This window comes from Pseudalkalibacillus sp. JSM 102089 (assembly GCF_041366475.1).
Classification (GTDB): Bacteria; Bacillota; Bacilli; order Bacillales; family Guptibacillaceae; genus Guptibacillus; species Guptibacillus hwajinpoensis_B.
This window is the reverse complement of record NZ_JBEWYW010000001.1, coordinates 918,552-932,250: the sequence shown is the minus strand read 5'-3', so window position 1 is coordinate 932,250 and position 13,699 is coordinate 918,552. Positions and strand designations below refer to the sequence as shown.

At 39.8% G+C, this 13,699-nt stretch carries 15 protein-coding genes; 6 read left to right on the top strand and 9 right to left on the bottom strand.

What is annotated here, in order from left to right:
* Nucleotides 1–101: 101 nt before the first annotated feature.
* Nucleotides 102–953 (top strand): YihY/virulence factor BrkB family protein, encoded by an 852-nt coding sequence (locus ABVF21_RS04665; RefSeq protein WP_194221059.1) that lies wholly within the window; start codon nt 102–104, stop codon nt 951–953.
* On the opposite strand, the gene ABVF21_RS04660 is transcribed toward ABVF21_RS04665, so the two are convergent.
* From ABVF21_RS04660 to ABVF21_RS04640, 5 genes are all read right to left on the bottom strand, one after another.
* Nucleotides 950–1,750: a sensor histidine kinase gene (locus ABVF21_RS04660; RefSeq protein WP_303535903.1), complete on the bottom strand. Its 801-nt coding sequence runs from the start codon at nt 1,748–1,750 to the stop codon at nt 950–952. The two genes, ABVF21_RS04665 and ABVF21_RS04660, sit on opposite strands and share 4 nt — an antisense overlap.
* Before the next feature lie 166 nt (nt 1,751–1,916).
* The gene (locus ABVF21_RS04655; protein ID WP_371017573.1) at nt 1,917–2,123 is read right to left on the bottom strand and encodes a heavy-metal-associated domain-containing protein; all 207 of its coding nucleotides are present in this window, start codon (nt 2,121–2,123) and stop codon (nt 1,917–1,919) included.
* A 60-nt stretch (nt 2,124–2,183) separates the two neighbouring features.
* Entirely contained in the window at nt 2,184–2,303 is a 120-nt protein-coding gene (locus ABVF21_RS04650) for a DUF6254 family protein (protein WP_226612411.1), read from the bottom strand.
* A 58-nt stretch (nt 2,304–2,361) separates the two neighbouring features.
* A complete protein-coding gene (locus ABVF21_RS04645) occupies nt 2,362–3,201 on the bottom strand; it encodes a polysaccharide deacetylase family protein (RefSeq protein ID WP_371017572.1) in 840 nt (279 codons plus the stop codon).
* 107 nt (nt 3,202–3,308) lie between these two features.
* Entirely contained in the window at nt 3,309–4,583 is a 1,275-nt protein-coding gene (locus tag ABVF21_RS04640; protein WP_303535896.1) for an NCS2 family permease, read from the bottom strand.
* 185 nt (nt 4,584–4,768) lie between these two features.
* Here ABVF21_RS04640 and ABVF21_RS04635 point away from each other — a divergent pair, with 185 nt between their 5' ends.
* On the top strand, nt 4,769–6,049 hold the full coding sequence (locus ABVF21_RS04635) for a purine/pyrimidine permease (protein ID WP_371017571.1): 1,281 nt from the start codon (nt 4,769–4,771) through the stop codon (nt 6,047–6,049).
* Between the two features lie 82 nt (nt 6,050–6,131).
* Nucleotides 6,132–6,566 carry a universal stress protein gene (locus tag ABVF21_RS04630; RefSeq protein ID WP_371017570.1) on the top strand — a complete coding sequence of 145 codons (435 nt, stop codon included), beginning with the start codon at nt 6,132–6,134 and terminating at the stop codon, nt 6,564–6,566.
* Between the two features lie 30 nt (nt 6,567–6,596).
* Here the strand turns inward: ABVF21_RS04630 and rpiA are convergent, their stop codons facing one another.
* Nucleotides 6,597–7,262, bottom strand: a complete 666-nt coding sequence (gene rpiA / locus ABVF21_RS04625; protein WP_303536091.1) for a ribose-5-phosphate isomerase RpiA — start codon at nt 7,260–7,262, stop codon at nt 6,597–6,599.
* A gap of 345 nt (nt 7,263–7,607) precedes the next feature.
* Between rpiA and gndA the strand changes: the two genes are divergently transcribed.
* Entirely contained in the window at nt 7,608–9,020 is a 1,413-nt protein-coding gene (gndA, locus tag ABVF21_RS04620; protein ID WP_194221066.1) for an NADP-dependent phosphogluconate dehydrogenase, read from the top strand.
* 296 nt (nt 9,021–9,316) lie between these two features.
* Here the strand turns inward: gndA and ABVF21_RS04615 are convergent, their stop codons facing one another.
* From ABVF21_RS04615 to zwf, 3 genes are all read right to left on the bottom strand, one after another.
* Nucleotides 9,317–9,655 (bottom strand): hypothetical protein, encoded by a 339-nt coding sequence (locus ABVF21_RS04615; protein WP_371017569.1) that lies wholly within the window; start codon nt 9,653–9,655, stop codon nt 9,317–9,319.
* An 84-nt stretch (nt 9,656–9,739) separates the two neighbouring features.
* Nucleotides 9,740–10,363: a cyclase family protein gene (locus ABVF21_RS04610; RefSeq protein WP_303536096.1), complete on the bottom strand. Its 624-nt coding sequence runs from the start codon at nt 10,361–10,363 to the stop codon at nt 9,740–9,742.
* 174 nt (nt 10,364–10,537) lie between these two features.
* On the bottom strand, nt 10,538–12,031 hold the full coding sequence (gene zwf, locus ABVF21_RS04605; RefSeq protein WP_371017568.1) for a glucose-6-phosphate dehydrogenase: 1,494 nt from the start codon (nt 12,029–12,031) through the stop codon (nt 10,538–10,540).
* A gap of 395 nt (nt 12,032–12,426) precedes the next feature.
* On the opposite strand from zwf, the gene ABVF21_RS04600 reads away from it, so the two are divergent.
* Complete coding sequence (locus tag ABVF21_RS04600) at nt 12,427–13,041, top strand: hypothetical protein (RefSeq protein ID WP_371017567.1); 615 nt, start codon at nt 12,427–12,429, stop codon at nt 13,039–13,041.
* A 121-nt stretch (nt 13,042–13,162) separates the two neighbouring features.
* Nucleotides 13,163–13,693 carry a DUF420 domain-containing protein gene (locus ABVF21_RS04595; protein ID WP_303536102.1) on the top strand — a complete coding sequence of 177 codons (531 nt, stop codon included), beginning with the start codon at nt 13,163–13,165 and terminating at the stop codon, nt 13,691–13,693.
* Nucleotides 13,694–13,699: the final 6 nt, after the last annotated feature.

Genomic DNA, 13,699 nt, shown 5'->3' with positions numbered 1-13,699 from the left:
AAGGGAGCAGACATCGCGTCTGCTCCCTTTTCGTGTTGATGATTACAGTGAGTCATAATAGGGAATAGAAGGGAAGAACTATAGAAAGGGGACTAGTAAAGATGTCAGGGATTGCATTCGTTAAAAAATTAGGTAAAGAAATAGGAGAAGATCGTGTAACAAGCCTTGCAGCAGAATTAGCATACTACTTTATGCTCTCCATTTTTCCTTTACTTATTTTAATTCTTTCAATTCTTCCATACTTATCGATTGATAAACAGGAAGCAGTGGATTTTCTCACAAAATATGCTCCCGGAGAGACCGGAAGTATACTTCAGGATAACGTTCTATCAATCATAAGTGAGCCGCAGGGAGGGCTCTTAACGATTGGTTTACTCGGTACTCTCTGGTCTGCATCGAACGGTATGATGGCTCTGATGCGGGCCCTTAACCTTGCATATGACGTTGAAGAAACGAGATCTTTTATTAAAGCTAGACTGCTTTCGATTTGCCTAACAGTTGGACTTATACTTGTCTTTATTGTCACACTTGTTCTACCAGTTTTCGGCGACGTCATTATAGATGCTGTTACTTCGACGCTTAACCTTCCGAGCTCGACTGAGTTTCTTTTCCGTATTTTACGTTGGGTTATAGCTGTAGGGATTATGGCGTGTATTCTGGCAGCTCTTTATCGATTTGCTCCTAATAAGCATTTTCCATTTAAAGAAGTTATTATTGGAGCAGTCGTTGCGACGATTGGCTGGCAAGTGATTTCTCTTGCTTTTGCTTTTTACGTAAGTAATTTCGGTAACTATTCAGCAACTTACGGTAGTCTTGGTGGTGTCATTATCTTAATGCTTTGGTTCTATTTAACGGGCATCATTCTTCTCGTAGGCGGTGAGGTAAACGCGCTTCTCCATAAGAACAGAAGGAGAGCAACGACTTCAGCAGAAAGCGAACAAATTGGATTTTAATGAGTCAGTGGTAATTGAATAGTGAAAGTTGTTCCAAACGATGGGGCACTGCTCACCTTAATCGTTCCCTTATGGTTTTGAATAATTTGTTTACAGAGGAATAGGCCAAGTCCTGTTCCTTTTTCTTTTGTCGTATAAAAAGGTTGGAAGACCTTTTGTTGGGTGGACGTATCCATGCCAGCTCCGTTATCACTAATTTTGATCGTAACGGAGTGAAGACGCTTTGCAATTGATAATGAAATCTTTCCGTTTTCTTTATTGCTACTACGAATCGATTCAATACTATTCTTAATCATATTTAAGAACACTTGCTTAAATTGTCCTGAATCGATCGTCACTTCGAGTGGTTCGGAGAAGTGATTTAGATTCGTAGTAATATCACATCTGTTCAGAGTTGCCTGGCTATGGAAAAGAAGAATAATATTTTTTAGGAATGGCACAACATCAATACGCTCTTTGATATGTTCTATAGGACGTGCAGCTTGAAGAAATTCTTCAATCAATGTATTGGTTCGATGGATTTCTGATAATAGTAAATCAGCTATATCGTTTTTTTGTAATTTATCCAAATCGGGTTTAATGAGCTGGAGGAAACCTTTCATGATGGTAAGAGGGTTTTTGATTTCATGTGCTACACCTGCGACAAGATAATGAACAGTACTTAGTGTTTTATTTTCATAAGCTAAAGCTTCAAGTTTCTCGATTAACTCGTTGTATTCCTCTAATGAGCAAGGTGATGGATAATGTTCTGGCATTAGAGGGAGTTTTTTTTCGACATTCAGGTTAGTGTGATCCACTCACGCCACCCCTTTCCTTAACTTTTCATTAGCGCATAGTTATACCTTACCACCATGAAAATGCGAAGATTGAAAGTTCATAGGAAAGAATTCGATTTTTTTTGTTGATATGTGTTGAATATCGTCACTAAAAAAGAGCCTGCAATTTGCACAGACTCTAACGGAGCTACGAAGGCTGATAGCCAGCTTCTTCAATTGTTTGCATGATTGCCGATGGATCAACGGCATCTTCATCATATACAATGGTCACTGTTTCTTCATTCAGATCGGCGAGAGCTCGATCGATACCGTTTAAAGAGAGAAGGGCAGATTCAATGCGTTGAATGCAGTCTTCACCTTTCATACCGGATACGGATACCGTCATTTCATTCATATCACAAACTCCTTTCTTACTCTACAAACCTTTACCCATATTAGAAGGAGTTTAATCGACCTAAGGTTTATTCGGTGTTTCGTTAGCGAGCTGTTCAAGCGACTTAATCTTGCCATGTGGGTTTTGCGCTTCTTTTCTTTTTCGAAATTGTCTTTCACGCTGGCCTTTTGATTGGCTCATGTGTTGTCACCCCTTATTAGTTGTTCATTTATAAGGTGACCATTCAGAATAATTGTAGTCACTGCAAATTCTGGTTGTGAAGTTGAACAAAGGTAAAACCTTTCTCGTGGAGAATAGGAACGGCTTGTTTCACGCCTTCAGACGTTCCACTTTTTGGTTGATTTATATGTAACAAAGCGATATCACCAGGTTTGGCCGTTATAAGAGCGTTCTTCACTTGTCCGCTTGTAAAAGTCGCACCAACATCTCCAAGAATGGTATAGTTTACAATTTGTATACCAAGATCCTTAGCGATTTGTACTGCCACTTCATCGTAATATGCCGTTCCTGACCGAAACAAAGTTGATTTTGATCCTGTAAGATTTTCTATTTTCTCCTGGTTTTCTTTGACTTCGGCAATCACTTCTTTGACTGATGCCGTTCCTGAAATACCCCAGGCGGATTTTCCGTTTACAGATAGAGGTTGATGATGGGTGCCGTGATTTTCAATCTGAAATAGCGGATTAGTAGCGAGCTGCTGAAATAGTTTAGTGTTCTTTTCAATCCACCTGCTATTAATGAAAAGGGTTGAAGGGATCTGCTCTTTTTGTAAAAATCTGATAAGTTCACGATCGACGTTACTTCCATGAGGGCCACCACATGCATCGAATGTAAGAGCGATTTCTTTTTCTGTTGTTTCAAAGTGTGTTTGGACTCCTGTGGTGCGTTCCCCCCATTCATTTGGCTGAACGGTTTCGTATTTTGTAAGGATAAGTTCTGTTGGCACGTCATGATGCATATAGGGAATAGATCTTTTGATGAAAGTGGCTTCAGAAAAGGAGTGTTGGGCTTCTCGTTGCTCGCAAGCAGAGATAAGAAGAAAGGATAGTAAAAGAAAAGCTGTTTTCGTGTTCGTCAATTTTATCACCTTTTCTAAGCTTATCACACAATGTTTGGATGTAGTGATGGAGAATAAAAAAACCTCCCAACAAGGGAGGTTTCATTCATACCTTTACAACGTTAATGTTAGATCGTATGCAAAAAGAAGTTAATGAAAAATAAACTCGCGATAATGTACATTGGAACAGGAACTTCTTTTGCTTTGCCTAGAGCAATTTTAAGAAAAGGATAGGCGATAAAACCAAATGCAATACCGTCCACAATACTATACGTGAGTGGAATCATCACAATGATTAAGAACGCTGGAAACCCTTCAGAGAAATCCTGCAATGAGATGTTCTGAATGGATGTGATCATCAGTCCGCCTATAATAATAAGAACTGGAGCGATCGCAGAATCAGGAATCATCTTGAAGACAGGTATGAAAAAGAGAGACGTTAAGAACAATAATCCTGTTGTGATGGACGTTAAACCAGTACGCCCTCCTGCAGAAATACCTGAGGCGCTCTCGACAGTTGAGACGGTAGGACTTGTGCCGAAAAGACCAGACGAGATAGCTGAAATGGCATTTGCTTTGTAGGATTTATCGAATTTCGATTGATCTGGAAGTAAGCCGTGAAGCAAGCCCATATTCTCAAAAACAAGAATCATCGCCATCGAAAAGGTGGCGATCCAGAAAGGGAGCATAAGAATATCATCGAATGACATCGCTCCAAAAACAGATCCGTATGATGAAAAAGAAAAGCTTTCCTGCTTTCCGGTTGAAATTAAGCCTAGTGACCAGGCAAGTGCTGTGCCGAGAAGCATGCTTATTAAGAAATGACCTTTTACATTTCGAATAAACAGGATGGCTGCTAATGCAAGCGTCACAAGAGTTGCAATAACATGAGCAGATCCAAGGTTTCCAAGTTCTACAAAAGTCGTATCGCTAGAAACGACAATGCCACCTTTTTGTAATCCGATAAATGTTAAGAATAAGCCTATTCCAACAGTAATTGCTTCTTTTAATGATCTTGGGATTGACTTTGAAAGGACACCGGATAGTGGTGTGAACGCCGTGATCGCAAAGAGAATCCCTGCAACAAAGACGGAAGCGAGTGCCACCTCCCAACTTAATCCCATTGATTCAACCATTGTATACGTAAAGAACGCATTTACACCCATTCCTGGTACGAGGATAATCGGTGCATTTGCATAGAAACCAATTAACAGGCAGCCGAACACTGACGTCAGGACTGTTGCAATCATTCCTGCTTCGAAAGGAATTCCTGCATCAGCAAGGATTGACGCGTTAACCGCTGCAATATAAACAATCGTAAAAAATGATGTAATGCCTGCAAGAATTTCTTTCTTCAGTGAAGTATCGTGAGCCTGAAAATCAAAATTAATTTTCGTTTTCACTTTATTCCCTTCTTACTTGTGTTTCCCTCTCCCACCCGTGTATTTGATTAAATCAAATCACCAATAAAATAGTATAACAGAGCCTTGATCTTTTTTATAGTGGAAAAATACGTAATGACCTCATTCAGTCACTTTGATAAAATAAGTGGGGTATATAATTTGTTTTAAGGAAAGAAGGCTTTTACATGCGTAATACCTTATCAGCCCTTCAATGGGCCGTTTTTATGATTGCAGGGTCAATCGTTGCTCCCGTTGCTATCGCTAGCTTGTTCAATATGGATCCTGCGATGGCAGCAGGGTTCGTGCAAAGAACGATGTTTGTGCTTGGCGTAGCGGGAATACTTCAAGTAACGTTCGGTCATCGATTACCTATTAACGAAGGTCCTGCCGGGTTATGGTGGGGAGTGTTTGTGCTTTATGCGGGATTAAGCTCTACCCTTTTCGGATCTGATATAGAGACGCTACAAGCACTTGAACTTGCGATGATCGCAAGCGGAGTGATCTTCATTCTGCTTAGTGCGTTTGGATTAGTAGAAAAGTTATCTCGTCTCTTTACACCGGTCGTGACAGGAATTTATCTCTTGCTTCTTGTTGCTCAACTTAGCGGATCGTTTCTAAATGGGATGATGGGCGTTGGTTATTTAAAAGAAGGCATTGATCTTAGAATTGCTGGACTATCGCTTTTACTTGTATTTATCTCCATTTGGTTTTCACGTTCTATGCCTGCCATGATTCAACAATACAGTATTCTCATTATCCTAATTATAGGGTGGATCATTTTTGCGGTGTTTGGACTAGCCAAACCGATCGTTGTTCCTGAGGGAGGAATGATTGAGCTTCCAGAGGTGCTTGCATTTGGTTATCCTATATGGGATTCCGGCATGATTATCACAGCTTTTCTAGTCACGCTGCTTCTTCTCACCAACATGATTGCGAGTATACGCGTAGTCGAAGAGGTGTTGAATAAGTTGGCTAATACGAAGCCAATGGGGCGCTATAGACAAGCAGGTTTTGTTTCTGGCATAAATCAATTACTTGGAGGCGTTTTTTCTGCGGTGGGAAGCGTGCCGATCTCAGGTGCCGCTGGATTTATATTAACAACAGGATTAAAGCAGAGACTTCCTTTTGTACTTGGAAGTGGATTTATTATTATCATTAGTTTGTTTCCAGCCTTAATGGGCTTCTTTGCAGCGCTACCTGAACCGGTTGGGTATGCTGTTATCTTTATTGTATTTGTGAATATGGTTGGAATTGCTTTTAATGAGTTTAAGAAAGATCAGTCAGAGGGAAAACCATTTATAATAGGGATTTCCTTTATGGTTGGGATTGGAACAATGTTTATTCCACCCGAAGCCTTTCAGCAAGCACCTCCAATTGCGGCTTCTATTCTAAACAACGGACTTATTCTCGGTTCCATTACAGCTATTTTGACAGAACAAATTCTCTACAAAAGGCAACGTAAATAACCATCTCTTCGTGATTAATGTCACAGGACTAGTTCTTTTCTTATGTTAAAATGATAGTAGAACAGGGGAGGAGAATGTTGCAATGAAAAAATATAATAAAATTCTTGTAGCTTTTGATGGATCTGACCTGAGTGTTAAAGCATTAAATGACGCGATTGCCATGGCAAAAGAAAATGACTCTCTTGAAATTGATGTTGTCACTGCATTAAACCCTACAGCGCAAATTAGCTCTGCTGTTGTTTACGCGAGCATCTTAAATGAACTTAGAAAAGAAGCGGTGGATATGCTGAAGGGAATTAGCGAGAAGTTAGACGTTCAGCTACCAAATCATAAAGTGAAGACAATGGTTCTTGAAGGGAACCCTGGAAATGAAATTGTGAAATATGCAGATGAGCATAATCGTGATCTTATTATTATGGGGAGCAGGGGACTGAACGGTTTACGTGAGTGGTTCCTTGGAAGCGTGAGTCATACGGTCCTTCAGCGTTCTCATTGTCCCGTGTTAATCATTAAATAATGCAAAACCCGGCATATCTGCCGGGTTTTATTATTTCTCCACATATGTAATTGTGTTTTCCTGACCAATAATGGCTTTAGCTGCATAGCCAATAAAAAGCCCGTTGTCTACAACACCTGGAATCTGATTAAGATTGTCGTGCAAAGTAGAAGGGTAATCAATTTCTCCGAACTGACAATCGACGATGTAGTTTCCATTATCCGTGACGTAAAATGAACCTTCATTTTTTCGTATGGCCGTTTGACATCCAAATTTCTTTAAAGCGTTAATGGTTTTTAAATATCCAAAAGGAACGATTTCTACTGGAAGAGGAAAGGATCCAAGCTTTTTCACAAATTTATTAGAGTCAGCAACAACGATCATATGTGTCGAGTGATAAGCGATAATTTTTTCGCGAAGTAAGGCACCGCCACCTCCTTTTATAAGGGTTAAATCTTCTGTTAGTTCATCTGCCCCATCAATTGTTAAGTCAATGGATGACACTTCTTCAAGGGATAGAAGGGGAATACCGTTATCGCGAGCGAGTATTTCAGTATTGGTCGATGTGGCTACTCCCTTAATATCCAATCCCTCTTTAACCATGCGGGCGATTTTGAGGATTGTCCAATAGACAGTACTGCCAGTACCGAGCCCAACAACCATTCCATTCTGAACATAGTTAGCGGCTTCTTCGCCTGCGCGTTGTTTTTCGTTCAAAATTCAATCACTCCTTTTCTATCTATGTTAACTCATTAAGTATAATCGTTATTTCCCCTGTTTCCCAATGATGAATTTTGTAAGCGCATACTTCGTTGGCGTGATAAGGATCTAGTGAATAGGTCATTTTAAATCATGATATTTATAGGTTATTTATACCATGTTATTTAGTTACTAATCTTTGCACGGTTAGCAGGAAAGACGTATAATGCATACTGTCAGACTGTTCGCGTGACTAGGTTGATAGCAGGTGAACATACTATTTAAATAGTATGTTCACTTGTAACAAAACGGTTTGCGATTGGTGAGTTAACGAAAAATAGGAAATGAGCTGGAGGGAATAAGATGTCAAAACAACAAATTGGTGTTATTGGATTGGCGGTTATGGGGAAGAACCTTGCGATGAACATCGAAAGTCGCGGCTATTCTGTTTCTGTGTATAACCGATCTGAAGAAAAAACAAAAGAAATGATGTCAGAAGTTGAAGGACGAAATTTTCAGGATACATACAGCATTGAAGAGTTCGTTCAATCTCTAGAAACACCTAGAAAAATTTTGCTAATGGTTAAAGCTGGCATGCCGACGGATGCGACGATTGACCAGTTGCTTCCACATCTTGATAAAGATGATATCATCATTGATGGCGGGAATGCGTTCTTTAAAGACACGCAAAAGCGTAGCGAAGATTTGAAAGAAAAAGGTATTCGCTTTATTGGTACTGGTGTTTCTGGTGGAGAAGAAGGCGCACTTAATGGTCCTTCTATTATGCCTGGTGGACAACCGGATGCGTTTAGTGAAGTTGAAGATATCTTTAAGGCGATCGCTGCAAACGTAGATGGCGATCCTTGTACAACATATATCGGTCCAGATGGAGCGGGTCACTATGTGAAAATGGTGCATAACGGCATCGAGTATGGTGACATGCAGTTAATCGGCGAAGCTTATTACATGATGAAGAACGTGCTTGGTCTTTCGACTGATGAGCTTCACGAAGTATTTAAAGAATGGAATAAAGGTGAGCTTGATAGCTACCTTATCGAAATTACAGCTGATATCTTTACGAAGAAAGACCCTGAAACAGGCAAAGCGCTTGTAGACGTCATTCTCGATACAGCTGGACAAAAAGGTACAGGTAAATGGACAAGTCAAAGTGCTCTTGATCTTGGTGTACCACTTTCAATCATTACGGAATCTGTTTTCTCCCGCTTCATTTCTGCAATGAAAGAAGAGCGCGTGAAAGCAAGCAAACTTCTTGCTGGACCTAATGTCCCAGCGTTTGATGGTAATAAAGAAGAACTAATTGAGAAGATTCGTAAAGCTCTCTACTTGAGTAAGATTTGTTCTTACGCACAAGGCTTCGCACAAATGCGTTCTGCTTCAGATGAGTATGATTGGAACCTAGATTACGGTTCAATCGCTATGATCTTCCGCGGTGGTTGCATTATCCGTGCTGGTTTCCTTCAAAACATTAAAGAAGCTTATGACCGTGAGCCAAGCTTAACGAACCTTCTTCTTGATCCATACTTCAAGGAAATCGTTGAATCTTATCAGGGTGCTGCTCGTGATATCGTTTCACTTGCTGTACAGCGTGGAATTCCTGTTCCTGGGCTTGCAAGCGCGATTGCTTACTATGACAGCTATCGTAGCGAAACTCTTCCAGCAAACCTTCTACAGGCGCAGCGAGACTATTTCGGCGCTCATACGTATCAGCGTATTGATCGCGAAGGTGTGTTCCACACAGAATGGCTTGAAGACTAAAAGTTAAACAAACAACCGCTAATCACTTCCTTAAGGGAGGGTTAGCGGTTTTTTTACTTTCAGTTTTTTAATTTATACACCATCTTTATGCCAACTTGAATGAATTGCAAAAGAACGCCAATGAGTATGAGTAAAAAACTAGCATAAATGCATGACCATTTGATTGAGGTGAAGAATGGTGCACTCCATGAAATGAATGAGAACGTAGTTGGATAAAAATACATGACAGCAGATGTTGAAATGTTTTCTAAGTAATCAAATAGAACACCGAAAGCGGGGAGTAAGTTAAGAAGAAGCTATTTTTCGTTGGAAATAGATCGGAAGAGAACAGTAATCGATGTGGTTAAAAAGAACCAGTAAACGAGCGGCCAAATAATATCAAAGCTGAAACGCTCTTTAATATAATAGCTTCTCCCGCTTTCTCCATATTGCTCTGCAACGCTATATAGCTTTTCGGGAGTATAAAAGAAAGAGCCATCAGGAGAATCACTTGTCCCAGTGACTTCATGAGATCTTTCCGATACTTCAGGAAGAATAAATGCGAGAAATAAGGCGAAAATGACCACAGAGAAGAACCATATACATGGAGTCAATCGAGAATTTAACTTACTAGAAAGATAAAGTAGGGACTTCATGAAAACCCTCCATATTATCAGTATGGGTAAATCAATCACAGAAGATAGTAAGAAAGCCAGGGATTCTCCCTGGCTTTCTTTGTACTATGCTTCTTTTAATCCTTCAAACAATAAAACGCGAGCAGGTGATGCATCTGTTCCTTGAAGTTTTAAAGGTGCAGCAACCATGAAGTATTCTCCAGCGGCCACGTCTTTTAGGCGTAAGCCTTCCATGATGATAACATCCTTTTCGAATAAAGAGCGGTGTGTAGGGTGCTCAGGCTGGCTACGTTCAATACCAAGACCATCTACGCCAACTCCGCGAATGTTTCGCTCTGCAAGGTAGCGTGCAGCGTCTTCACCAACGAAAACAAAGTCAAAGTTAAATTCCTCTTCGAAAGAGTTTTGTGATTTGAAAAGGATAAAGTCTCCTTCTTGGATGTCTTCTGCTTCAATATCTTTATCAGATATCGCACCTTTTACATTGGTGACGTCGATTACTTTGGCTTTACCAACAAGATCTTCTTGATTAATCGATTCAATCGTTGCTCCATCATTCACCATATGAAGCGGAGCATCTACGTGAGTTCCCGTATGTACATCAAGTGATAGACGAGACTCTGTTACATGTCCATTCGTCTTCGTGTTGATTTCAGGCTGTTTTTCTTCCTTGTTCTTATAAACGGCCATTCCATTAAAGATAGGTGCACTTACATCATACATTTTCATTAAGAAACACTTCCTTTCAAATAGTAGTGTATATGATAAAGAAAGATACGTGAAGCACGTATCTTTCTTTTGTCATTTTGAATTAATTGCGATGAATCGCAGAAACTACGATGTTTGTTGAATAGGAACACAAAGAGCGTGTTCAATTTATAGAGTTCCAGCGTCTCAATCACTTTACTCTTTCGGTAGGGGCCACCAGTGTAAGTTGTCATTTTCAAGAAGCTTATCTGCCGCTTTTGGTCCCATCGAACCTGCTGGGTAGTTCGGGAAGTCCTGTTCTTTCTCGTTTGCCCATGTAACCGAAATAGGGTCAATGAACTGCCATGAGAGAGCTACTTCATCCCAGCGAGCAAAGTTTGTTGCATCTCCGCGCATCACATCATGAAGCAAGCGTTCATATGCTTCTGGGGAGTTCATGTTGTTTTCCTGATCGTTATTGAAATTCAACTGGATCGGTGTTGTTTTACGCATATCGCCTGTATCTTTTGCATTCAAGTGAAGCGTAATGCCTTCTTCAGGTTGAATGTGAATAACAAGAATATTCGGTCCAAGCTTGCCACTTTCATTCTTATAGAGGTTCATTGGCAAGTCTTTGAACTCAATCAGAATTTTAGTAGATTTATTTGTCATTCGTTTACCAGTGCGAATATAGAATGGAACACCCGCCCAGCGGAAATTATCAATCATTAGCTTCGCTGCAACGAATGTTTCTGTATTTGATTCTTCATCCACATTATCTTCTTCACGGTAGCCTGGTAATGTTTCTCCATTTACTTCGCCTCGCTTGTATTGACCGCGAACGAAGTAGTCATTTACTTCTTCCGGTTTAACAGCACGAAGCGCGCGAAGTACTTTAACCTTCTCACCACGAATCTCTTCTGTTGAGAGGCTAACAGGCGGTTCCATTGCTAGAAGTGAAACCATCTGTAGCACATGGTTTTGGACCATATCACGTAGGGCACCAGACTTTTCATAGTATCCGCCACGTGTTTCGACACCAACCGTTTCACTAGATGTAATCTGGATATTTGAAATGTGGCGACTGTTCCAAAGTGGTTCAAACATCGAATTGGCGAAGCGAATCGCTTCGATATTCTGCACCATTTCTTTTCCAAGGTAGTGATCGATGCGATAAACTTCATCTTCAGAGAAAACTTGACGAATTTCATCATTCAGCTTTTGAGCTGATGGGAAATTGTGGCCAAAAGGTTTTTCGATAACGAGGCGATTAAAGCCATCACCATCTGTTAAACCTTCAGAGTCTAGATTTAATGCAATTGTTCCAAAGAATTCTGGAGCCATCGCCATATAAAAAATGCGATTTCCAGGAATGTTAAATTTCTCATCAAGCGATTGGGTTAATTCATTTAACTCCTGGTAAGATTCTTTCTTTGTAACATCAAATGGTTGGTAGAAGAAGTGACTGCTAAATTCTTCATGCTTGTCATCTTTATCCATGCATGCTGTATGTATAACAGAGTCATGAACATTTGAACGGAATTCTTCATTAGTAAGTTGTCTTCTTGCTACTCCAACAACAGCGAAATCCTCTGCAAGTACTCCCTTGCAATAGAGATTATAGAGTGATGGAAATAGCTTGCGTTTGGCAAGATCTCCTGTTGCACCGAAAATCACGATAACAGAAGCCTGTTTTGATGGTTGATTCATCTTTGTGACCTCACTTTTTGATTATTGCTGTTCCAGAGGGAACTTATGGAAGGAACAGTGAATTCCTTAATTCATCAGTAAAGACTGTTAATGATAAAACGTCTGCTGAAATTCTATCGATCCCGTAATAGAAGATATTACCGGGTTCCCAAGTAAAAATTTTATAGCTTTTTCGCGTTAAAATCAAATTGTGTGATTGAAGTTACGGTAGGATTTTGAAAAATAAATATAATGGTACATGGCTGAAAGCGATACCAAGCTGATTCCTTTGCGGAAAGGTATGTACAAGGATTACGAAGGGAAGATTAGTAAATTTTTTTGGAATAGAATGAATAGATTCAATTACGGCGAATATAGTAGGTAAGTGATTGAGAAGAAAAGGGAGGATGAGTACAATGTTAAAAAAACTGGTCATCTTCTTCCTGCTTCTTGCTTTCAGTATTTCATGCTCAACTGTTGAGGAAAAGCCTCAAGATTCTGGAGAAGTGGAAGCAGAGCGTACAGAATCTGTACAAAGTATCGTAATGAAGCAAGGGTATAACGTGTTAAATGCGATTAAATCGAAAGATGCCAAAACGCTTTCTAAATTTGTTCATCCAAAAAAAGGTGTGCTATTTTCTCCCTATGGAACGATAGAAGTAAAACGAGCTCAAGTGTTTATGCCAGCTCAACTAAAAGAGTTCTTTAAAAACTCTAAGCAGCTTGAATGGGGAACAGAAGCAGGAAGAGGGGATCCTATTCGTTTATCGCCTCAGGAATATTTTAATGCATATGTATACGATGAAGAATTTAGCGAGACTGAAATCGTAACATTTGATGGCATTCATCAGGAAACAAATAGCATACAGAATATTAAGGATGTGTTCCCGGAAAGTCACTATGTCGAATTTTTTGTGCCTGGGTCGGAAGAATTCGAAGGAATGGATTGGAAAAGTCTTAAATTGGTATTCTCTGAATATAACGGACAATTCTATTTAATTGGGATTATTCATGATCAATGGACACCTTAATGTGAACAATTCGTGTCACAAATTTGAACTTTACGTGTGAGATGAATCTCATTGGTTGCTCAATCCGAGAAACTTTCTTATCCTTAAAAGGTAGATTATTGTGATAAGGAGAAGAAATCTAATGAATGATGTTAAACAACGGAATTATACACCATGGATTGTCGGGCTATCAATTGCAGTGAATGTGCTCGTTGTTGTTCTTTTTTTCCTACCTGAGTATAGTGGTGACGTAGGATTTGATATTACGCTGCTTCCTTTGCTAAATGCTGTTTTTAATAGCTTTACATTTGTTTTCTTAGTAGCAGCGCTCATTTTTATAATGCAAAAAAATATTAAAATGCATAAGCGGTTTATTTTTGCTGCTTTTACAACAACGGCACTCTTTCTCGTTTCATATGTGACGTATCATGGGCTTTCTGAATCCACTTCGTTTGGAGGAGAAGGCATCATCGTTCCCATTTACTTCTTTATTTTAATTACGCACATTATTTTAGCTGCCGCTATAGTTCCTCTGGCTTTAATTACGGTTACGAGAGGATTAAACATGCAAGTGGATAAACACCGTAAAATCGCTAGGTGGACGATGCCGATCTGGCTTTACGTTAGTATGACAGGTGTTGTCGTTTACTTGATGATCTCACCATATTATTAAGACCTT

What these genes read in the sequence shown, in the direction of transcription:
- ABVF21_RS04595 (WP_303536102.1), top strand. Translation starts at nt 13,163, where the DNA reads ATGAATGATGTTAAACAACGGAATTATACACCATGGATTGTCGGGCTA.
- ABVF21_RS04615 (WP_371017569.1), bottom strand. Translation starts at nt 9,655, where the DNA reads ATGAAGTCCCTACTTTATCTTTCTAGTAAGTTAAATTCTCGATTGACT.
- ABVF21_RS04630 (WP_371017570.1), top strand. Translation starts at nt 6,132, where the DNA reads ATGAAAAAATATAATAAAATTCTTGTAGCTTTTGATGGATCTGACCTG.
- ABVF21_RS04650 (WP_226612411.1), bottom strand. Translation starts at nt 2,303, where the DNA reads ATGAGCCAATCAAAAGGCCAGCGTGAAAGACAATTTCGAAAAAGAAAA.
- ABVF21_RS04665 (WP_194221059.1), top strand. Translation starts at nt 102, where the DNA reads ATGTCAGGGATTGCATTCGTTAAAAAATTAGGTAAAGAAATAGGAGAA.
- ABVF21_RS04635 (WP_371017571.1), top strand. Translation starts at nt 4,769, where the DNA reads ATGCGTAATACCTTATCAGCCCTTCAATGGGCCGTTTTTATGATTGCA.
- ABVF21_RS04655 (WP_371017573.1), bottom strand. Translation starts at nt 2,123, where the DNA reads ATGAATGAAATGACGGTATCCGTATCCGGTATGAAAGGTGAAGACTGC.
- ABVF21_RS04610 (WP_303536096.1), bottom strand. Translation starts at nt 10,363, where the DNA reads ATGAAAATGTATGATGTAAGTGCACCTATCTTTAATGGAATGGCCGTT.
- gndA (WP_194221066.1), top strand. Translation starts at nt 7,608, where the DNA reads ATGTCAAAACAACAAATTGGTGTTATTGGATTGGCGGTTATGGGGAAG.
- zwf (WP_371017568.1), bottom strand. Translation starts at nt 12,031, where the DNA reads ATGAATCAACCATCAAAACAGGCTTCTGTTATCGTGATTTTCGGTGCA.
- ABVF21_RS04600 (WP_371017567.1), top strand. Translation starts at nt 12,427, where the DNA reads ATGTTAAAAAAACTGGTCATCTTCTTCCTGCTTCTTGCTTTCAGTATT.